This window comes from Bradyrhizobium sp. SHOUNA76 (assembly GCF_023006445.1).
In the GTDB taxonomy this organism is placed as follows: Bacteria; Pseudomonadota; Alphaproteobacteria; order Rhizobiales; family Xanthobacteraceae; genus Bradyrhizobium.
On the sequence record NZ_JALBHA010000075.1, the window covers coordinates 1 to 18,061 of the forward strand.

At 64.6% G+C, this 18,061-nt stretch carries 22 protein-coding genes and 1 other RNA gene; 13 read left to right on the top strand and 10 right to left on the bottom strand.

All coding sequences use genetic code 11. The features are described 5' to 3' along the window. The 7 genes from MOV74_RS11780 to ssrA form a co-directional block, all read right to left on the bottom strand. A partial coding sequence (locus MOV74_RS11780; protein WP_246921766.1) for a ferrous iron transporter B occupies positions 1–1,570 on the bottom strand: 1,570 nt, incomplete at its 3' end. A gap of 37 nt (positions 1,571–1,607) precedes the next feature. Next, the gene (locus MOV74_RS11785; protein ID WP_018319701.1) at positions 1,608–1,883 is read right to left on the bottom strand and encodes a FeoA family protein; all 276 of its coding nucleotides are present in this window, start codon (positions 1,881–1,883) and stop codon (positions 1,608–1,610) included. A gap of 119 nt (positions 1,884–2,002) precedes the next feature. After that, entirely contained in the window at positions 2,003–2,254 is a 252-nt protein-coding gene (locus tag MOV74_RS11790; protein WP_025038043.1) for a ribbon-helix-helix domain-containing protein, read from the bottom strand. Then, a complete protein-coding gene (locus tag MOV74_RS11795) occupies positions 2,251–2,439 on the bottom strand; it encodes a DUF4169 family protein (protein WP_246921769.1) in 189 nt (62 codons plus the stop codon). The genes MOV74_RS11790 and MOV74_RS11795 overlap by 4 nt, the downstream gene beginning before the upstream one ends. 281 nt (positions 2,440–2,720) lie before the next feature. Next, entirely contained in the window at positions 2,721–4,154 is a 1,434-nt protein-coding gene (fumC, locus tag MOV74_RS11800; protein ID WP_246921805.1) for a class II fumarate hydratase, read from the bottom strand. Between the two features lie 88 nt (positions 4,155–4,242). Then, positions 4,243–4,761 (bottom strand): SspB family protein, encoded by a 519-nt coding sequence (locus MOV74_RS11805; protein WP_246921771.1) that lies wholly within the window; start codon positions 4,759–4,761, stop codon positions 4,243–4,245. Between the two features lie 115 nt (positions 4,762–4,876). After that, positions 4,877–5,243, bottom strand: a transfer-messenger RNA (tmRNA) gene (gene ssrA, locus MOV74_RS11810). Positions 5,244–5,327: 84 nt separating this feature from the next. Between ssrA and MOV74_RS11815 the strand changes: the two genes are divergently transcribed. The 12 genes from MOV74_RS11815 to MOV74_RS11870 all read left to right on the top strand — a co-directional run bounded on the left by MOV74_RS11815 (position 5,328) and on the right by MOV74_RS11870 (position 16,104). Then, positions 5,328–5,936: a chromate transporter gene (locus MOV74_RS11815; RefSeq protein ID WP_246921773.1), complete on the top strand. Its 609-nt coding sequence runs from the start codon at positions 5,328–5,330 to the stop codon at positions 5,934–5,936. Continuing rightward, entirely contained in the window at positions 5,933–6,463 is a 531-nt protein-coding gene (locus tag MOV74_RS11820; RefSeq protein WP_246921775.1) for a chromate transporter, read from the top strand. Before MOV74_RS11815 ends, MOV74_RS11820 begins: the two co-directional genes overlap by 4 nt. Positions 6,464–6,558: 95 nt before the next feature. Then, a complete protein-coding gene (locus MOV74_RS11825) occupies positions 6,559–7,320 on the top strand; it encodes a tripartite tricarboxylate transporter TctB family protein (protein ID WP_246921777.1) in 762 nt (253 codons plus the stop codon). A 4-nt stretch (positions 7,321–7,324) separates the two neighbouring features. Then, on the top strand, positions 7,325–8,842 hold the full coding sequence (locus MOV74_RS11830) for a tripartite tricarboxylate transporter permease (RefSeq protein ID WP_246921779.1): 1,518 nt from the start codon (positions 7,325–7,327) through the stop codon (positions 8,840–8,842). Positions 8,843–8,960: 118 nt separating this feature from the next. After that, positions 8,961–9,941, top strand: coding sequence for a tripartite tricarboxylate transporter substrate binding protein BugD (locus MOV74_RS11835; RefSeq protein ID WP_246921781.1), 981 nt, complete (start codon positions 8,961–8,963; stop codon positions 9,939–9,941). Between the two features lie 173 nt (positions 9,942–10,114). After that, positions 10,115–10,909, top strand: a complete 795-nt coding sequence (locus tag MOV74_RS11840) for a thymidylate synthase (RefSeq protein WP_246921783.1) — start codon at positions 10,115–10,117, stop codon at positions 10,907–10,909. A gap of 101 nt (positions 10,910–11,010) precedes the next feature. Continuing rightward, positions 11,011–11,496 carry a GNAT family N-acetyltransferase gene (locus MOV74_RS11845; protein WP_246921786.1) on the top strand — a complete coding sequence of 162 codons (486 nt, stop codon included), beginning with the start codon at positions 11,011–11,013 and terminating at the stop codon, positions 11,494–11,496. Then, the gene (locus MOV74_RS11850; RefSeq protein WP_246921788.1) at positions 11,496–12,008 is read left to right on the top strand and encodes a dihydrofolate reductase; all 513 of its coding nucleotides are present in this window, start codon (positions 11,496–11,498) and stop codon (positions 12,006–12,008) included. The genes MOV74_RS11845 and MOV74_RS11850 overlap by 1 nt, the downstream gene beginning before the upstream one ends. 153 nt (positions 12,009–12,161) lie before the next feature. Beyond that, the gene (gene hflK / locus MOV74_RS11855; protein WP_246921790.1) at positions 12,162–13,298 is read left to right on the top strand and encodes an FtsH protease activity modulator HflK; all 1,137 of its coding nucleotides are present in this window, start codon (positions 12,162–12,164) and stop codon (positions 13,296–13,298) included. After that, positions 13,295–14,191, top strand: a complete 897-nt coding sequence (gene hflC / locus MOV74_RS11860; protein ID WP_246921792.1) for a protease modulator HflC — start codon at positions 13,295–13,297, stop codon at positions 14,189–14,191. Before hflK ends, hflC begins: the two co-directional genes overlap by 4 nt. 69 nt (positions 14,192–14,260) lie before the next feature. Further along, positions 14,261–14,467, top strand: a complete 207-nt coding sequence (locus MOV74_RS11865; protein ID WP_246921794.1) for a DUF2065 domain-containing protein — start codon at positions 14,261–14,263, stop codon at positions 14,465–14,467. Between the two features lie 143 nt (positions 14,468–14,610). After that, the gene (locus tag MOV74_RS11870; protein WP_246921796.1) at positions 14,611–16,104 is read left to right on the top strand and encodes a Do family serine endopeptidase; all 1,494 of its coding nucleotides are present in this window, start codon (positions 14,611–14,613) and stop codon (positions 16,102–16,104) included. Between the two features lie 129 nt (positions 16,105–16,233). Here the strand turns inward: MOV74_RS11870 and MOV74_RS11875 are convergent, their stop codons facing one another. The 3 genes from MOV74_RS11875 to serB all read right to left on the bottom strand — a co-directional run bounded on the left by MOV74_RS11875 (position 16,234) and on the right by serB (position 17,604). Then, positions 16,234–16,482: a DUF2442 domain-containing protein gene (locus MOV74_RS11875; RefSeq protein WP_246921798.1), complete on the bottom strand. Its 249-nt coding sequence runs from the start codon at positions 16,480–16,482 to the stop codon at positions 16,234–16,236. A gap of 105 nt (positions 16,483–16,587) precedes the next feature. Continuing rightward, positions 16,588–16,698 (bottom strand): DUF4160 domain-containing protein, encoded by a 111-nt coding sequence (locus MOV74_RS11880; RefSeq protein ID WP_246921800.1) that lies wholly within the window; start codon positions 16,696–16,698, stop codon positions 16,588–16,590. Next, positions 16,699–17,604, bottom strand: a complete 906-nt coding sequence (gene serB / locus MOV74_RS11885; RefSeq protein WP_246921803.1) for a phosphoserine phosphatase SerB — start codon at positions 17,602–17,604, stop codon at positions 16,699–16,701. An 11-nt stretch (positions 17,605–17,615) separates the two neighbouring features. Here serB and MOV74_RS11890 point away from each other — a divergent pair. Beyond that, positions 17,616–18,061, top strand: a 446-nt coding sequence (locus MOV74_RS11890; RefSeq protein ID WP_309486795.1) for an isopentenyl transferase family protein, incomplete at its 3' end; no start/stop codon positions are given.

Below are 18,061 nucleotides of genomic sequence, written 5' to 3' on the forward strand. Positions count from 1 at the left end.
GGATCAGCGCGACCGCGATCTGCCAGTTGAAGCCGACGGGAGCGAGCAGCGGCTCGAGCGCCTTGCCGATGATCGCGGCCAGGCTGAAGTCGATGGCCGGCTCGGTGGCGCCCGCCGGCGGCTGCGGGAATGAGGCCAGGAACCAGATCAGCACCATCATCGAGAAGATCGTGGTGCCGGCGCGCACCAGGAACATCTTGGCGCGGGTGTAGATGCCGATCACGATCGATTTCAGCCTGGGCATCTTGTAGTCCGGCAGCTCCAGCATGAACGGCGCCGGCGCATAGTCGCGCAGCATGAAGAACTTGATCAGGAACGAGACGGCAAGCGCACTGGCGATGCCGGCGGCGTAGAGGCCGAACATCACGAGGCCCTGCAAGTTGATGAAGCCCCAGACGTCCTTCGCGGGGATGAAGGCGGAGATGATCAGCGTGTAGACCGGAATGCGCGCCGAGCAGGTCATCAGCGGCGCGATCAGGATCGTGGTCAGCCGGTCGCGCTTGTTGTCGATGACGCGCGTCGCCATGATGCCGGGAATGGCGCAGGCAAAGCTCGACAGCAGCGGAATGAAGGCGCGGCCGTGCAGCCCCGCGCCGCCCATGATGCGGTCCATCAGGAACGCGGCGCGCGCCATGTAGCCGAAATCTTCCAGGAGCAGGATGAACAGGAAGATGAGGATGATCTGCGGCAGGAACACAATGACGCTGCCGACGCCCGAGATCACGCCGTTCTGCAGGAAGCTCTGCAACAGGCCGTCAGGCAGGGTGGCCTGCACGAGCTCCCCGAGCGCGTCGAAGCCGGACTTGAGCAGGTCCATTGCCGGTTGCGCCCAGGCGAACACCGCCTGGAACATCACGAACAGGATCAGCGTCAGCACGATGAGGCCGCCGACGGGATGCAGCACGACCGCGTCGATCCGCGCGGTCCAGGTGTCGGGTCTGGCGGGCAGGCTGACGCAGTCGGCGATGATGCGGTCGGCCTCGCGCTGGGTCGCGCGCAATTCGGAGACGCTGAGCGCGCGCCAGCTGTTCGCCTCCGCCTCGGCGGCGAGTCTTGCCGAGATCTCGTCGGTCAGTCTCAAGAGGTCGGCGGTGCCGCCCTTGCGCACCGCGATCGAGGTGACCACGGGCAGGCCGAGCTCCTTGGCGAGCCGCTCGACGTCGACGGTGATGCCGCGGCGGGCGGCGATGTCGAACATGTTGAGCACGAGGACCATCGGCCGTCCCGTGCGCTTGAGCTCGAGCAGCAGTCGGATGGTCAGCCGCAGATTGGTCGAATCGGCCACGCAGAGCACGAGATCGGGCACAGTCTCGCCGGAGGCCTTGCCGAGCACGAAGTCGCGGGTGATCTCCTCGTCCGGGCTGCGGCCGCGCAGCGAATAGGTGCCGGGCAGGTCGACCACAGAGACCTGGCGTCCCAGGGGGGTGACGAAGAAGCCTTCCTTGCGTTCGACCGTGACGCCGGGATAGTTCGCGACCTTCTGCCGGCTGCCGGTCAGGGCGTTGAACAGCGAAGTCTTGCCGCTGTTCGGCGTGCCCACCAGGGCGAGATGCAGCAGAGGTAATTCCATGGAATCACTGGTCCGGGATCAGAGGTCCGGTCGCTGTCTAGGCGACGATGATGGCCATGGCTTCGCGGCGGCGGACGGCGATCGTGATGCTGTCGACCCGCACGGCGATGGGATCGCGCCCGACGAGCCCCTCGTGCAGGACCTCGACCCGGGCGCCCTCGACGAAGCCGAGCTCGATCAGGCGGCTCTCGAGCTCGATGTCCGAGAGCGCCGAGCCCGCCTCGCGAGCGGAAAGATGCTGGATGACGCCGGTATAGCCGCGCTGGGCCAGACCCAGCGGCATGTGCGGGCGCGTGTCATTGGTGTCGGTCATGCCCTGTATTTTCAACGCAGGGCAGTGAGGTCAAGCGCGCGCGCTCGCTGAAACCGCACCTTAGAGTGATTTTAAAGTGCGGGTCGCGGAGCGCCCTCGAATGCGCCCCCGAGGGTTGGCTACTGGGCCGGGACCTTGTCCGGCTGGGCGGCCATGGCCCGGCTCTTGAAGTAGTCCAGGACGAACAAACGGATCGCCGACGACAGGTTGCCCTGCTGGCGATTGTTGTCGATCTCGCCGACCAGCTCGGACAACGTCATGTTGCGCAGGCCGGAAATCTCCTTCATGCCGTTCCAGAACGCCTCTTCCAGGCTGACGCTGGTCTTGTGCCCGGCGACGACGATCGACCGTTTCACGACGGGCGACTTCATGGCTGCTCCTCGCGATCGATCTGATGCTGATCCAGGTGCGCCTTCGCCTTGTCCGCGCGCGTCTCCTCCGCCGACCGTTCCGCCTTCGTGCGGCCGAACTTCGTCCGGTTGGCGTCCGCCTGTTTCGCCGAGGCTTCCCGCTCGGCGCGCTTCCTGAAGCGCTTCAGGTTGATGACGTTCCCCATGCCGCGTCTCCATCATCCCCTCCTCTTCAGGCTGGATGAAACATTCAGAAACAGGGTGCCGCTTTGCGCCCCACAAGACTTGATCGCCATTCGCTTGTCCTCGTCAATCGGCCCCTTGGGCCATCAAACGATGAATTTCGCCCCGTCGAGGGGGCGGAAGGGCTGCGTAGCACGCCGTCCCGCCGGAACATTGACGGTAATCAAATCCCGCCCCCAAAGCCGCACATTTCTGGGGCGTCGAGCGTCCGTATCATTACGGATGGCTATCGGAATTCGGAGTACTATCCCGGGCTGGTCATCTTCTCGGGGCGCACCAGGCGATCGAACTCGTCCGCCGAGACAAAGCCGAGCCGCAGTGCCTCCTCCTTCAACGTGGTGCCGTTGGCATGGGCCGTCTTGGCCACCTTGGCGGCGTTGTCGTAGCCGATCTTCGGGGCCAGCGCCGTCACCAGCATCAGTGAGCGCTGCATCAGCTCGTTGATGCGCTTTTCGTCGGCACGGATGCCGCTGACGCAGTGCTCGGTGAAGGATCGCGCGGCATCTGCCATCAGGCGGATCGAGTGCAGCATGTTGTAGGCGAGCACGGGCTTGTAGACGTTGAGCTCGAAATGGCCCTGGCTGCCGGCCACCGTGATCGCGGTGTGATTGCCGAACACCTGGCAGCACACCATGGTCATTGCCTCGCACTGGGTCGGGTTGACCTTGCCCGGCATGATCGAGGAGCCCGGCTCGTTCTCCGGCAGGATCAGCTCGCCGAGGCCAGAGCGCGGGCCCGATCCCAACAGGCGGATGTCGTTGGCGATCTTGAACAGGCCTGTCGCCACCGAATTGATGGCGCCGTGCACCAGCACATAGGCATCGTTCGAGGCGAGCGCTTCGAATTTGTTGGCGGCGCTAGTGAAGGGGAGTTTCGTGATGCCGGCGACGTGCTTTGCGAACAGCTTTGCAAAGCGTGGCTTGGAATTGAGGCCGGTGCCGACGGCGGTGCCGCCCTGCGCCAGCGGATAGAGGTCTTTCACCGCGACCTTGAGCCGGGCGATGCCGCTCTCGACCTGCGCCGCATAGCCGGAAAACTCCTGGCCGAGCGTCAGGGGCGTCGCATCCTGGGTGTGGGTGCGGCCGATCTTGACGATCTTCGCGAACGCCTTCTCCTTCTTGCGCAGCGCGCGGAGCAGCTCACCGAGCGCAGGGACGAGGTCGGCATTGATGCGGCTTGCGGCCGCGATGTGCATCGCGGTCGGGAAAGAGTCGTTCGACGACTGGCTCATGTTGACGTGATCGTTGGGATGCACCGGCTTCTTGGCGCCCAGCTCGCCGCCCAAGAGCTCGTTGGCACGGTTGGCGATCACCTCGTTGAGGTTCATGTTGGTCTGTGTGCCCGAGCCGGTCTGCCACACGACGAGCGGAAAATGATCGTCCAGCCTGCCGTCGGTCACCTCGCGCGCGGCGCGGATGATGGCGCCCGCGCGGCGCCGGTCGAGCAGGCCGAGCTCGAGGTTGGACTGCGCTGCGGCCAGCTTGACGATGCCGAGCGCATGCACGAGCGAGATCGGCATGCGATCCGTGCCGATACGAAAATTCTGTCGCGAGCGTTCAGTCTGCGCGCCCCAATAGCGGTCGGCGGCGACCTCGATGGGACCGAAGCTGTCGGTCTCGGTGCGGGTCGCGGGGCGGTCGGTCTTCGAGCGGGAAGCTTTGGCCATGAGCACATCCATTCCGCCGCGCGAAATGCCGCGCGGCCTCTTCATGTGCTCTTCTATATAGGCAGTCTGGCCGGCGCGATGGCTTCGCGCCCAACCTAGATCATTTCTTGCGGAAACGATCGAGCCGCACGACCTCGGCACCGCCCTGGTTCGGGGCCGTCGGCTCCTCCGTGCTTTCCGCCGTTTCAGGGGCAGGCGTCTGCACCGCGACGGCCGACGGCGCGGGAGCTGTCGGCAGCGTCTCGGGCGCGACCTCGGCGACGTCGGACGTGTCGAACTGCAGGCCGAACTTCACGGACGGGTCGAGGAAGCTCTTGATGGCGCTGAACGGCACGATCAGCCGCTCCGGAATGCCACCGAAGGACAGGCCGACCTCGAAGCGGTCCTCGAGCACGATCAGATCCCAGAACTGGTGCTGCAGGATGATCGTCATCTCTTCCGGATATTGCGCGAGCAGCCGCGACGACAGCTTCACGCCCTCGGCCTTCGACACGAAGGTGATGAAGAAATGGTGCTCGCCCGGCAGGCCATGGGCCGCGGCATCGGTCAGCACCTTCCGCAGCACGCCGCGCAGCGCGTCGCGGGCCAGCACATCGTATCGGATATGATCGGTCGCCATGGTGGTCCTGTTGCATCCCCGAAGCCGGACCGTGCCGGCCCGACTCGCCAAGCCGCAATAGTACCGCGCCTGACGGGTCAGCAGGAGTCCCCGCCGGGGAAGAAATCAAGAGTAAAGTGGAGGCTTCTGTTGCCAGGTGCCTCCGAACCCCGCCTAACGGAGCTTAACCCGTTAGGACTTTAAGATGGTCTTTCAAACTGCGTTACGCAGCCTGAGCAACCGGAGCAAAGTTGTCGTTGGCAACTATTGCAGTAGCCCGATAACGGCGGAACAATACCGGGAAAAAGTACGCCCTTTACGCCCTCGTCGATCCTATTTCGCCCCCGCCAAAACCCGCTTCTTGGGCCTGCCCAAAGTGGGCTTTGGTGGAGGCGCCGGGTACCGCCCCCGGGTCCGAATGGTTTATTGCGACGACCGTTTATTTCCATAGCCGGCGAACCGGCACCCCCAATATAGGGGGCAAAGGTTTCGAAAAACAGAGGTTTCGCGTGAGTTCGGTGCGGTTCCCTTTGGATAGGTTCCGGACCGTCTTGGCCGCGGCGCGAGCCCTGTTCTAAGCTCCTGAGATGTCCTCGGATTCAGTACCGGCCGTCCAAGAATCAGATCAAGAGCCGGATCTCGTCACCGCACCGCCCGGCCTCGCTGCGCTGTTCCTGGCGTTCGCCCGGATGTCGCTGGCCGGTTTCGGCGGCGTGCTGGTGTTTGCCCGACGGGCCATCGTCGAGCAGCACCGCTGGATAACCGCGGACGAGTTCAACGAGACCTTTGCGCTCTGCCATTTCCTGCCGGGGCCCAACATCGTCAATCTGTCGATGGTGTTCGGTGCGCGGCTACGCGGGATTGCCGGGGGAGTTGCCGCCTTTGCCGGGTTGCTGCTGCCGCCGACAATGATCATGACCGTGCTCGCGATCATCTACGCCCAGTTCGGCGAATTGGAGCTGCTGCGCCGTAGCCTCGCCGGCATCTCCTGCGCGGCGGTGGGCCTGTTAATCGCGGTGGTCTTCCGCATGATGACCCCGCTGTTGAAGCGGATGGACGCCGTCGCGCTCACCCTGATGCTCGGCGTGTTCGCCGCCATTGGCGTGTTCCGTCTGCCGCTCCAGGTGGTGCTGCTGGTCGCGATCCCCGTGAGTATCGGCGCCATTTTTTTCCTGCGGCGGAAAGTAGCAGCATGAACGCCGAGAACCCGATCTGGGTGCTGATTTCCACCTTCGGCCTGATGTCGCTGTTTGCGGTCGGCGGCGCCGCGGCGGCGGTGCCCGAGATGCACCGCATCGCTGTCGAGGTGCATCACTGGATGACCGAGAAGCAGTTCACAGATGCCTATGCGATCGCGCAGCTCTCGCCAGGTCCGAACGTGCTTATCGTGACGTTAATCGGCTATGCCGTCGCCGGAATCCCCGGGGCGCTGGCGGCGACGCTGGCGATGTGCCTGCCGACGGCGCTGCTTGCCTATTATGTCAGCCGGCTGCTGAATCGGCCGAGCCAATCGCGCTGGCCCGGCCTGCTTCAGGCTGCACTGGTTCCTCTCTCGATCGGATTGATGGCGGCCAGTGCTCTGATCCTGGCCCAGTCGACCGATCGCACAATTGTTGCAGTGCTTCTGACCGCAATGGTTGCGGTGATCGCATCCGTCTCGCGCATCAATCCACTCTGGCTCCTGCTCGCCGGCGGGCTGTTGGGTTTTGCTGGCATTGTGTAATGAAAATCGCTAGGCAGTGATCCGGGCGGGGGATCAAGTTCCAGCCGATTTAGAACAACAGTGCTCGTGACTTACGGGTCGCGGAGGAGACATGCATGGCCGACACGATGGGCCACTCAGCGACAGCCACCCGAAATACCCGGTTGGTGCTCGGCTTTTGTCTGCTGGCGATTGCGCCGCAGATCTTCGAATTGATCTGGTCGATCGGGACGATCTTCGGCTGGGGGGCCGGCCGCGGCCCGGTGACGGTGGTCACCAGCCACGTGACTGCGCTGCTCGCAGGCGCGCCCAGTGCGATCTTCGGATCGTTCGGTGGCGGCACCAAGAAGATGTCGTCCGAGGTACTGCTGGCGCTGATCTATTCCTATCCGCTGTTCGCGGTTGCGATCCTCACTCTGTTCATGACGGTCCGGTCGGCGCAGGACTATGTCGGCGGCGTCGTCCTGATGGCGGTTGCCCTGTTCGCGCTGTGGGCAGGGAGCGACTTGCAGGGCATGCGGGGCTTCTCCTTCGGCGCGGGCACCGCGCCGCGCATGTTCGGCGGACTGCTGGTCGCCATGTCCGCCGGCATCGCCTTGACCGGCCTTGTGACCGATGGGCCGGCAATGTCTCATTATTCCTGGCGGGGGCCATTGTTCGTGATGGCGGCGATTCTGTTCTTCGCGCTGGCGATCCGGCCGCTCGGCCTCGTGGTCACGGCCTTTGCAAGCTTCATGATCGCGGCGACGGGGTCGGAGGAGACGCGCTGGCTGGAAGCAGCCATCGTCGGCGCCTGCCTGACGGTCGGTTGCGCAATCCTCTTTCCCTACGTGCTCGGGCTGCCGATGCCGATGTTTCCGCGTTTCCTGATCCAGTGAGGGTGTGATGGATATCTTTGCCAACCTCGCTCACGGTTTTGCCGTCGCGCTCTCTCCGATCAACCTTCTGATGTGCCTGATCGGCGCCCTCGTGGGCACGCTGGTCGGCGTGCTCCCGGGCATCGGCACCATCGCGACGGTCGCGATGCTGCTGCCGATCACCTTCGGACTTCCGCCGGTCGGCGCCCTGATCATGCTCGCCGGCATCTATTACGGCGCGCAATATGGCGGCTCGACCACGTCGATCCTGGTCAACATACCAGGCGAGGCGACATCGGTCGTCACCGCCATCGACGGCCACCAGATGGCGAGGCAAGGCCGCGCCGGCCCGGCGCTGGCGATCGCCGCGATCGGCTCGTTCTTCGCCGGCTGCGTCGCGACCGTCTTGATTGCCGTCCTCGGCGCACCGCTCACAAAACTCGCGCTGGCGTTCGGCCCGGCCGAATATTTCTCGCTGATGGTGCTCGGCCTGATCTTCGCGGTGGTGCTGGCCAAGGGCTCCGTGCTCAAGGCGATCGCGATGATCGTGTTCGGCCTGTTGCTGTCGATGGTCGGCTCGGACATCGAGACCGGCGCCTCCCGCATGGCCTTCAACATTCCGGAGCTCGCCGACGGTCTCGGCTTTGCGACGGTGGCGATGGGCGTGTTCGGCTTTGCCGAGATCATCCGCAATCTCGACGCCGGCGCCGAGATGAGCCGCGATCTCGTGCAGCAGAAGATCACCGGCCTGATGCCGACCAGGAAGGATCTGATCGACTCGGCGCCCGCGATCCTGCGCGGCACCGTGCTCGGCTCGATCCTCGGCATCCTGCCCGGCGGCGGTGCGACGATTGCGTCTTTCGGCGCCTATACGCTCGAGAAGAAGCTCGCCAAGAACCCATCGCGGTTCGGTCGCGGCGCGATCGAGGGCGTGGCGGGGCCGGAAAGCGCCAACAACGCTGCGGCGCAGACCTCCTTCATCCCGCTGCTGACGCTCGGCATCCCGCCGAACGCGGTGATGGCGCTGATGGTGGGCGCGATGACCATCCACGGCATCGTGCCGGGCCCGCAGGTGATGCAGAAGCAACCCGACCTCGTCTGGGGCATGATCGCCTCGATGTGGATCGGCAATCTGATGCTCATCATCATCAACCTGCCGCTCGTCGGCATCTGGGTCCGTCTGCTCCGCGTGCCCTACCGGCTGATGTTCCCCTCGATCGTGATCTTCTGCGCGATCGGCATCTACTCGGTGAACAACGCACCGGTCGACGTGATCCTCGCCGGCGTGTTCGGCCTCGTCGGCTACTGGTTGATCAAGCACGATTTCGAGCCGGCGCCGCTGCTGCTCGGCATGGTGCTGGGACCGCTGATGGAAGAGAATCTGCGCCGCGCGCTGCTGATCTCGCGCGGCGACTGGAGCGTATTCCTGACACGTCCGCTGTCGGCGGTGCTGCTTGCGGTTGCGGCGAGCCTCCTTGTCCTTACGGTGCTACCGGCGTTGCGCGCCAAGCGCGACGAGGTGTTCACCGAATCCGAGAACTGAGGGCGCGTCCTGCGTCGGCGCGCCGCATTCGGAAGTCGAATCGACTTGTGTGACAGGTTCGTGAAATGAAAATGTCGGCCTTTGGGCTGGCATTTTTCTTTGTGCCAAGGGGATCGACATGACCTTCATTCGCGCGCTCACGGGCGCATGTGCCGCAGCGCTCACATCGCTGTGCACCTTCATCGCACCGGCTGAGGCGCAGACCTATCCGACGCGCAGCATCACCATGGTCGTGCCGTTCGCGGCCGGCGGCCCGACCGACGTCGTCGCGCGCATCGTCACCTCGCACATGGCGCAGACGCTGGGGCAGAGCATCATCATCGAGAACGTGGTCGGCGCCGGCGGCACCACCGCCACAACGCGCGCCGCGCGCGCGGCCAATGACGGCTATACGCTGATCACCGGGCATATGGGCACGCATGCCGCCTCCGTGCCGCTCTATCCGAAGCTCGCCTATCATCCCGAGAAGGACTTCGAGCCGATCGCGCTGCTCGCGGGCACGCCGATCCTGATCCTGGCGCGCAAGGACTTTCCGCCGAAGGACCTGAAGGAGTTCGTGGCCTATGTGAAGGCCAACGCCGAGAAGGTGAACGCCGCCCATGCCGGCGTCGGCTCGGTCTCGCATGTCTCCTGCGAGCTCTTGCACTCGATCCTCGACATCAAGCCGGTCGGCGTGCCCTTCAACGGCACGGGACCCGCGATGAACGCGCTGGTGGCCGGGCAGGTCGACTACATGTGCGATCAGATCGTCAACGCCGTGCCGCAGATCAACGCGGGCACCATCAAGGCCTATGCGATCGCAACGCCCGAGCGCAATCCGTCGCTGCCGAACGTGCCGACAACGGCGGAAGCCGGCCTGCCGAAATTCCAGGCCCAGGCCTGGAATGCGATGTTCGCGCCCAAGGGAACTTCGCCTGCGATCGTGGCCAGCCTGAACGCTGCGGCCAGCAAGGCGCTCGACGACGAGACCGTGCGCAAGCGCCTGCTCGAGCTCGGAAGTGTCATCCCGGGCCCTGCCGAGCGGACGCCGGAGGCGCTGGCGAGCCTCGTCAAGAACGAGATCGCGAAGTGGACCCCGGTGCTCAAGCCGGCAACTTAGGCAATGCTATCAAGCCGATAAGCAAGGGGGCGGGACGGAAGTTCCGCCCCCTTGTCGTTTGCGCCGGGAGCGCTCACTTTTTCCGGGTATAATCGGTGCGCACAGCGAATCGCCGCTGTTGCAGCGCGGGGGTGGCCGCTAAGTTCGCCGCCTCCCCAAAGGCTCAGTCGCACATGCACCAGTATCAGGACCTGCTCGAGCGGATTCTTTCAGACGGCGCCGAGAAGACCGATCGGACCGGCACCGGCACGCTCTCGGTGTTCGGCCATCAGATGCGCTTCAATCTGTCCGCCGGCTTTCCGATGCTGACCACAAAGCGGCTGCCGCTGAAGGCGATCGTGCACGAGCTGTTGTGGTTCCTGAAGGGCGACACCAACATCAAATATCTGCGCGACAACGGCGTCACCATCTGGGACGAATGGGCGGATGCCAATGGCGATCTCGGCCCGGTCTACGGCCATCAATGGCGCTCCTGGCCGGCGCCTGACGGCCGCAGCATCGACCAGATTGCGAACGTGATCGACATGATCAAGCGCAATCCGGACTCGCGCCGATTGATCGTCTCGGCCTGGAATCCGGCCGAGGTCGACAAGATGGCGCTGCCGCCGTGCCATTGCCTGTTCCAGTTCTACGTCGCAGGCGGCAAGCTGTCCTGCCAGCTCTATCAGCGCTCGGCCGACGTCTTTCTCGGCGTGCCCTTCAACATCGCCTCCTACGCACTGCTGACGATGATGGTGGCGCAGGTCACCGGCCTGAAGCCCGGCGACTTCGTGCATTCGTTCGGCGACACCCATCTCTATTCCAACCATCTGGAGCAGGCAAAGCTCCAGCTCACCCGTGCGCCGCGTGCGCTGCCGGTGATGCGGATCAATCCTGACGTGAAGGACATCTTCTCCTTCCGCTTCGAGGATTTCGAGCTCGTCGGCTACGACCCGCATCCGCACATCAAGGCGGAAGTTGCGGTCTAGCGCATGATCCGGAAAAGTGTGCCGCGGTTTTCCGAAAAGATCATGCGCAAACAAAGAGTGAAAGCGCGATGACCGTTCAATTCAAAACCATCGCGCTTTAGATGTCGCTTAACATCCGTCGCGCGCAGCCCGGCGAAGCAGGGCTCGTTCTTTCCTTCATCCGCGAGCTTGCCGAGTACGAAAAGCTTTCGCACGAGGTGGAGGCGACCGAGGCTGACATCGCTGACGCGCTGTTCGGCGACAGGCCGCAACTCTATTGCGCGATCGCCGAGTGGAACGGTGACGCCGTCGGCTTCGCGGTCTGGTTTACAAATTTCTCCACCTTCAGCGGCCGCCACGGCATCTATCTCGAGGACCTCTACGTGCGGCCGTCGCATCGGGGCAGGGGTCTCGGCAAGGCGTTGCTGGTCTATCTCGCGAAGGAGTGCGTCGATAATGGCTGGGCGCGGCTGCAATGGGCGGTGCTCGACTGGAACGCACCGTCGATCGCGTTCTACAAATCGCTCGGCGCCGTCATGATGGACGACTGGACGCTGTGCCGCGTCACCGGGCCAGCGCTGACGCAGCTTGCCGGGAGTGCACCCTGATGGAGATCGTCTTCGTCGTCGCGATCGCCGAGAACGGCATCATTGGCGCGGGCAACGCGATCCCGTGGCGCCTGAAATCCGACATGGCGCGCTTCAAGGCGCTCACGATCGGCAAGCCCGTGATCATGGGCCGCAAGACCTTCGAATCGCTGCCCCGCCGTCCCCTGCCGGGCCGCACCAATATCGTGATCACGCGCGATGCGGACTATCGCGCCGCAGGTGCCATCGTCACGACATCGGCGGCGGATGCGGACGCGGTTGCGCGGGGCGATGCCCTGCGGCGTTCGGCCACCGAGATCGCGGTGATCGGCGGTGCCGAGATCTTTCGGCAATGGCTCGATCGCGCCGATCGCCTCGAAATCACCGAAGTCCACGCGCGGCCCGAAGGCGATACGCATTTCGACATCGACACGGCGGAGTGGGACGAGGTCGCGCGTGTCCGCCATCCTGCCGGAGGCGCCGACAGCGCCGATTTCTCCTATGTGACATATCGTCGGCGGCCCCGCCATTAACCGCATTCGCCAATGTTAACATTGACTTTTCTGTCCCCGAGCTTAGCTCGAAAGGCGGTTGAGGTTACGTTGTAAGGGACCTGCCTGTCCCCTATAAAGCCGGACCGGACAAAGCGGGCGGGGGCAATTCCACCCTGCCGAGGAGAGCGTCGAATGCCGTGGAAGAATCAGGGCGGTGGCCCATGGGGCTCGGGTCCAAAGGGACCATGGGGCTCTGGCCCGCAACCAGTCGGGCCGAGGCCGCCGGATCTGGAAGACCTTCTGCGGCGCGGCCAGGACCGCCTCCAGCAGATCATGCCGGGCGGCTATTTCTCCGGCATCGGCATCACGCTGATCGTGCTGCTGATCGTCGCGTTCTGGCTGCTGTCGGGCTTCTTCCGCGTGCAGTCCGAAGAGCTCGGCGTGGTGCTGCGCTTCGGCAAGCATGTTCGCACCGTACAGCCCGGCCTGAACTATCATCTGCCCTATCCGATCGAGACAGTGCTGCTGCCCAAGGCGCTGCGCGTCTCCACCATCTCCATCGGCATGACGCTGATCGACGATCCGGCACGGCGCGGCCGCTCCATTCGTGACGTCCCGGAAGAGAGCCTGATGCTGACCGGCGACGAGAACATCGTCGACGTCGACTTCACCGTGCTCTGGCGTATCAAGCCGGATGGTGTCGGCGACTTCCTCTTCAACATCCAGAATCCCGAGGGCACCGTGAAGGCGGTTGCCGAGAGCGCGATGCGCGAGGTGATCGGCCGCTCGCAGATCCAGCCGATCCTGACCGGTGCGCGCAACGTGACCGAGCAGGGCGTGCAGGAGCTGATCCAGAAGACCCTGGACAGCTACGGCGCCGGCATTCAGATCAGCCAGGTCCAGATGCAGAAGGTCGATCCGCCGGCCCAGGTGATCGACGCCTTCCGCGACGTCCAGGCTGCGCGCGCCAATCTCGAGCAGCTGCAGAACGAAGCGCAGACCTACGCCAACCAGGTCGTGCCGCAGGCGCGCGGACGCGCGGCGAAGATCCAGCAGGATGCCGAAGGCTACAAGGAGCAGGCCGTCGCCGAGGCCAAGGGCCAGAGCGCGCGCTTCCTGAAGGTTTACGAGGAATACAAGAAGGCGCCCGGTGTGACGCGTGAACGGATCTATCTGGAGACAATGGAGCGCGTGCTCGGTGGCGCGGACAAGCTCATCTATGACGGCGGCCGCTCGGGCCAGGGTATCGTGCCCTATCTGCCGCTGAACGAATTGACCACCAAGCGGCCACCTACCACCGGTCCGCAGTCGGGCGGAGGCAACCGATGAGGTCTCCGGTCACAGGTATCGTCACGCTGCTCGCCCTCCTGCTCGTCGTGGTCGTCGGCTACATGTCGCTGTTCACGGTGCAGCAGACCGAGCAGACCATCGTGCTGCAGTTCGGCCGGCCCGTCGACGTCGTCACCGCGCCCGGCCTGCACTTCAAGGCGCCGTGGAATTCGGTGATCAACATCGACAAGCGGATTCTCGACCTCGAGAACCCGTCGCAGGAAGCGATCGCGTCCGACCAGAAGCGGCTCGTGGTCGATGCCTTCGCGCGCTATCGCATCAAGGACGCACTGCGCTTCTATCAGAGCGTCGGCTCGATCCAGGCTGCGAACATCCAGCTCACCACGCTCCTGAACGCGGCGTTGCGCCGCGTGCTCGGCGAGGTCACCTTCATCAACGTGGTGCGCGACGATCGTGAGAAGCTGATGCAGCGCATCCGCGAGCACCTCGATCGTGAGGCCGACGGCTACGGCATCCAGGTCGTCGACGTCCGGATCCGGCGCGCCGACCTGCCGGAGCAGAACAGCCAGGCGGTCTATCAGCGCATGAAGACCGAGCGCGAGCGCGAAGCCGCCGAGTTCCGCGCGCAGGGCGGCCAGAAGGCCCAGGAGATCCGCTCCAGGGCTGACCGCGAGGCGACCGTGATCATCGCGGAAGCCAACTCGCAGGCGGAGCAGACCCGCGGTGGGGGCGACGCCGAACGCAACCGCCTGTTCGCGGAAGCCTACGGCCAGGACGCCGACTTCTTCGCGTTCTACCGGTCGATGACGGCCTATGAGAACGGGCTGAAGTCGAGCGATACCCGCTTCCTGCTGCAGCCGGACTCGGATTTCTTCCGGTATTTCGGCAACCCGTCCGGCAAGTCGGCAACCGAGACGCCGGCGAAACCGTAAGCTAGACAAGGGCGGCGGGTCTGCCGCCCTTCGTCCAGACAAGAACAGCACACGGGAGGTTCCAATCCGATGAGGTCCATTGCGTTCGCCGACTTCCTCATCGGCCTGGGCATCTTGTTCGTGCTGGAAGGCCTGATGTTCGCGGCCAGTCCGAACTGGATGCGCAAGGCCATGAAGAGCGCCATCGCCACGCCCGACAACATCCTGCGGGTGGTCGGGATCGGTTCGGCCATCGCGGGCCTGATCCTGATCTGGGTTATGCGGCGCCCCGTTTAGTCCTCGCGCCAACGCCAAAGTGAAGGCGAAAGACCGGTTTTCGCCGTATTGTCGGGGTCTTGAGGCCCGTTAAGCTCCGTGCTTGCGCCGTCCCCCCGTTCGAGCGCAGTCTGGACGCCGAACCCCCTTTCCTGGAGATACCAATGCCCGCTGCCACCGTTGCCCCGACCCGCTTGCGTTTAGGGCTGGCCGCGCTCGCCGTCAGTGCATTCAGTGTGTTCGGCACGCCGGCCCATGCGCGTGGACCGGATGGCATCGCCGACGTTGCAGAGAAGGTGATCGACGCGGTCGTCAACATCTCGACCTCGCAGACCGTCGAAGCCAAGGGCGGGGGCAGCAATACCATGCCGCAACTGCCGCCCGGCTCGCCCTTCGAGGAGTTCTTCGACGACTTCTTCAAGAACCGGAAGGGCCCTGGCGGCAGCAAGGGCGGTGAAAATAGTCCGGCGCCGCGCAAGACCAATTCGCTCGGAAGCGGCTTCATCATCGACACCGCAGGCGTCGTCGTCACCAACAACCACGTCATTGCAGACGCCGACGAGATCCACGTCATCCTCAACGATGGCACCAAGATCAAGGCCGAGCTGGTCGGGGTCGACAAGAAGACCGATCTCGCCGTGCTCAAGATCAAGCCGACGAAGCCGCTGGTCGCGGTGAAGTTCGGTGATAGCGACAAGCTGCGCCTCGGCGACTGGGTGGTCGCGATCGGCAACCCGTTCAGCCTGGGAGGCACGGTGACGGCCGGCATCGTTTCGGCCAAGAACCGCGACATCTCCTCAGGGCCCTACGACAGCTACATCCAGACCGACGCCTCCATCAATCGCGGCAATTCCGGCGGTCCGCTGTTCAACCTCGACGGCGACGTCATCGGGGTCAACACGCTGATCATCTCGCCCTCCGGTGGCTCGATCGGCATCGGCTTCGCCGTGCCGTCGAAGACGGTGGTGGGCGTCGTCGACCAGCTCCGTCAGTTCGGCGAGCTGCGCCGCGGCTGGCTCGGCGTGCGCATCCAGAGCGTCACCGACGAGATCGCCGAAAGCCTCAACATCAAGCCGCCGCGCGGTGCGCTGGTTGCCGGCGTCGACGACAAGGGGCCGGCCAAGCCGGCCGGCATCGAGCCGGGCGACGTCGTCGTCAAGTTCGACGGCAAGGACGTCAAGGACCCGAAGGACCTGTCCCGCGTCGTCGCCGACACGGCGGTCGGCAAGGAGGTCGACGTCGTCATCATCCGCAAGGGCCAGGAAGAAACCAAGAAGGTCACGCTCGGCCGCCTCCAGGATCCCGAGAAGGTGCAGGCCGCGGTGAAGACCGACGAGCCGGCGCCCGAGAAGCCGGTGACGCAGAAGGCGCTCGGCCTTGATCTGGCAGCGCTGAGCAAGGATCTGCGCACGCGCTACAAGATCAAGGAGAGCGTCAAGGGCGTGGTGGTCACCAATGTCGACGCCAATTCCGACGCCGCCGAGAAGCGGCTCTCCGCCGGCGACGTCATCGTCGAGGTCGCACAGGAGGCCGTTTCCAGCGGCGCCGACATCCAGAAGCGGGTCGACCAGCTCAAGAAGGATGGCAAGAAGTCGGTGCTGCTGCTGGTCTCGAATGCCGACGGCGAGCTGCGGTTCGTGGCGCTGAGCGTGCAGTAGGGCAACGCACGGTCCCGTAGGGTGAGCAAAGCGAAGCGTGCCCACGCCTTTCTATCGCTGCAAAGAGAATGGTGGGCACGGCGCAAGTGCGCCTTTGCCCACCCTACGGCTGCGGAGTGTGCCGCAAGGCTATGCGGCCGGCCGCCCCTTCAGCATACCGGCGATGCCGAGATCCTCGTCGAGCTCAGGCCAGTGAATGCCCATCGGCATTAATTCGAACTGATTGCGCGCGGCAACGCTGGCGTCTCTGAGACGTGGATACCAAGCCAGCGGCGTCGCGATCTTCCGGCCGTCGGCCAGTGTCACCACCAGCTCATCAGCAGAGAAGGCGACAGCGACCGGTCGGATGACGCCGACCTCAATTTCCAAAGTGTTCATGCCACTTGCCTTCGAGAAGATCGCGGTTCGACCTCAGATGCCTAACTATAGCGCCGATTTCGTGTGCTGAAATCCGGCGTTGACGGCCACATCCAGGTCATGCAGTCAGAATTTCGCTTCGCAATTGCCCGCACGCACGTGGATATGCGGTGGCTCATTGCCTTCATTTGAGTAGAAGAATGCGCGATAAGGTCCCCAACGCAGGACGGTCGGCATCTACCCCTCCACGAACTCCTCGCGCCGATATCCCTGCGCATACAGCAGCGCGGTGAGATCGCCGTGATCGATCCGCGCAGCTGCCGCAGCGGCGACCGCCGGCTTGGCGTGATAGGCGACGCCGAGCCCCGCCGCCTGGATCATGGCAAGATCATTGGCGCCGTCGCCGACCACGACCGAGTCGATGTCGTCGAGATCGAACGATTCCATCAAATCCACCAGCGTCGCGAGCTTGGCCGCGCGGCCCAGGATCGGCTCCTTTACTTCGCCGGTGAATTTGCCGTCGCGCACGACGAGCTCGTTGGCGCGGTTCTCCTGAAAGCCGATCTTGGCGGCGACCGCGGTCGTGAACAGCGTGAAGCCGCCGGAGACGAGGCAGGTATAGGCACCATGGGCGCGCATGGTCGCGACCAGTGTGCTGCCGCCCGGGGTCAGCGTGATGCGCTTGGCCAGCACGTCGTCGACCGCGCTGGCGGGCAGGTCCTTCAGCAGCGCGACGCGCTCGCGCAGCGCCGGCTCGAACTCGATCTCGCCGCGCATGGCGCGTTCGGTAATGGCGGCCACATGCCCCTTCACCCCGACGAGATCGGCGAGCTCGTCGATGCATTCCTGGCCGATCATGGTGGAATCCATGTCGGCAAGAAAAAGCTTCTTGCGCCGAACGCCGACAGGCTGCACGACGATGTCGATGGGCAGGTCGCCGCGCAGCTCGCGGAGCCGCTGCTCGATGGCGTGACGGTCGCCTTCGAGGTTACTGTCGGCGCCGAAGGGGATGTCGACCGCGACCCCGTCGAACAGCCAGTGCGCGGGAGCTGCCCGCGGCAGCACGGCGCGGGCGCCGTCGACGATGGTCGAGTCGAGCGCAGGATTGTCAGGGTTGCAGATCAGCGTGGCGACGAGGGACATTTGAGGTTTTCGTGAGCGAGGAGCAGGTCAGCAGAAGGGCTATTGGCGAGGCCGTGCTTATCGCAGGCCCGACCGCCAGCGGCAAGTCGGCGCTGGCGCTGGAGCTTGCGCTCGCCACCGGCGGTATCGTCATCAATGCCGATTCCATGCAGGTCTATCGTGACCTCCGCATCATCACGGCACGGCCGACACAGGGCGAGGAGGCCCGCGCTCCGCACCGTCTCTACGGCCATGTCGATGCGGCCGTGAATTTCTCGGCGGGCGCCTGGGTGGCTGACGCGGCAAAGGCGCTCGGCGAGGCGAAGGCGGAAGCCCGCCTGCCGATCTTCATCGGCGGCACCGGGCTCTATTTCAAGGCGCTGACGGCGGGCCTTTCCGTGGTGCCGCCGATTCCTCCCGAGGTGCGCGAGGCCGTGCGCGCGCGGCTGGAACTGAACGGCGCGGAGGCGCTGCATGC

What these genes read in the sequence shown, in the direction of transcription:
- MOV74_RS11785 (WP_018319701.1), bottom strand. Translation starts at nt 1,883, where the DNA reads ATGACCGACACCAATGACACGCGCCCGCACATGCCGCTGGGTCTGGCC.
- MOV74_RS11790 (WP_025038043.1), bottom strand. Translation starts at nt 2,254, where the DNA reads ATGAAGTCGCCCGTCGTGAAACGGTCGATCGTCGTCGCCGGGCACAAG.
- MOV74_RS11795 (WP_246921769.1), bottom strand. Translation starts at nt 2,439, where the DNA reads ATGGGGAACGTCATCAACCTGAAGCGCTTCAGGAAGCGCGCCGAGCGG.
- fumC (WP_246921805.1), bottom strand. Translation starts at nt 4,154, where the DNA reads ATGGATGTGCTCATGGCCAAAGCTTCCCGCTCGAAGACCGACCGCCCC.
- MOV74_RS11805 (WP_246921771.1), bottom strand. Translation starts at nt 4,761, where the DNA reads ATGGCGACCGATCATATCCGATACGATGTGCTGGCCCGCGACGCGCTG.
- MOV74_RS11815 (WP_246921773.1), top strand. Translation starts at nt 5,328, where the DNA reads ATGTCCTCGGATTCAGTACCGGCCGTCCAAGAATCAGATCAAGAGCCG.
- MOV74_RS11820 (WP_246921775.1), top strand. Translation starts at nt 5,933, where the DNA reads ATGAACGCCGAGAACCCGATCTGGGTGCTGATTTCCACCTTCGGCCTG.
- MOV74_RS11825 (WP_246921777.1), top strand. Translation starts at nt 6,559, where the DNA reads ATGGCCGACACGATGGGCCACTCAGCGACAGCCACCCGAAATACCCGG.
- MOV74_RS11835 (WP_246921781.1), top strand. Translation starts at nt 8,961, where the DNA reads ATGACCTTCATTCGCGCGCTCACGGGCGCATGTGCCGCAGCGCTCACA.
- MOV74_RS11840 (WP_246921783.1), top strand. Translation starts at nt 10,115, where the DNA reads ATGCACCAGTATCAGGACCTGCTCGAGCGGATTCTTTCAGACGGCGCC.
- MOV74_RS11845 (WP_246921786.1), top strand. Translation starts at nt 11,011, where the DNA reads ATGTCGCTTAACATCCGTCGCGCGCAGCCCGGCGAAGCAGGGCTCGTT.
- MOV74_RS11850 (WP_246921788.1), top strand. Translation starts at nt 11,496, where the DNA reads ATGGAGATCGTCTTCGTCGTCGCGATCGCCGAGAACGGCATCATTGGC.
- hflK (WP_246921790.1), top strand. Translation starts at nt 12,162, where the DNA reads ATGCCGTGGAAGAATCAGGGCGGTGGCCCATGGGGCTCGGGTCCAAAG.
- hflC (WP_246921792.1), top strand. Translation starts at nt 13,295, where the DNA reads ATGAGGTCTCCGGTCACAGGTATCGTCACGCTGCTCGCCCTCCTGCTC.
- MOV74_RS11865 (WP_246921794.1), top strand. Translation starts at nt 14,261, where the DNA reads ATGAGGTCCATTGCGTTCGCCGACTTCCTCATCGGCCTGGGCATCTTG.
- MOV74_RS11870 (WP_246921796.1), top strand. Translation starts at nt 14,611, where the DNA reads ATGCCCGCTGCCACCGTTGCCCCGACCCGCTTGCGTTTAGGGCTGGCC.
- MOV74_RS11875 (WP_246921798.1), bottom strand. Translation starts at nt 16,482, where the DNA reads ATGAACACTTTGGAAATTGAGGTCGGCGTCATCCGACCGGTCGCTGTC.
- MOV74_RS11880 (WP_246921800.1), bottom strand. Translation starts at nt 16,698, where the DNA reads ATGCCGACCGTCCTGCGTTGGGGACCTTATCGCGCATTCTTCTACTCA.
- serB (WP_246921803.1), bottom strand. Translation starts at nt 17,604, where the DNA reads ATGTCCCTCGTCGCCACGCTGATCTGCAACCCTGACAATCCTGCGCTC.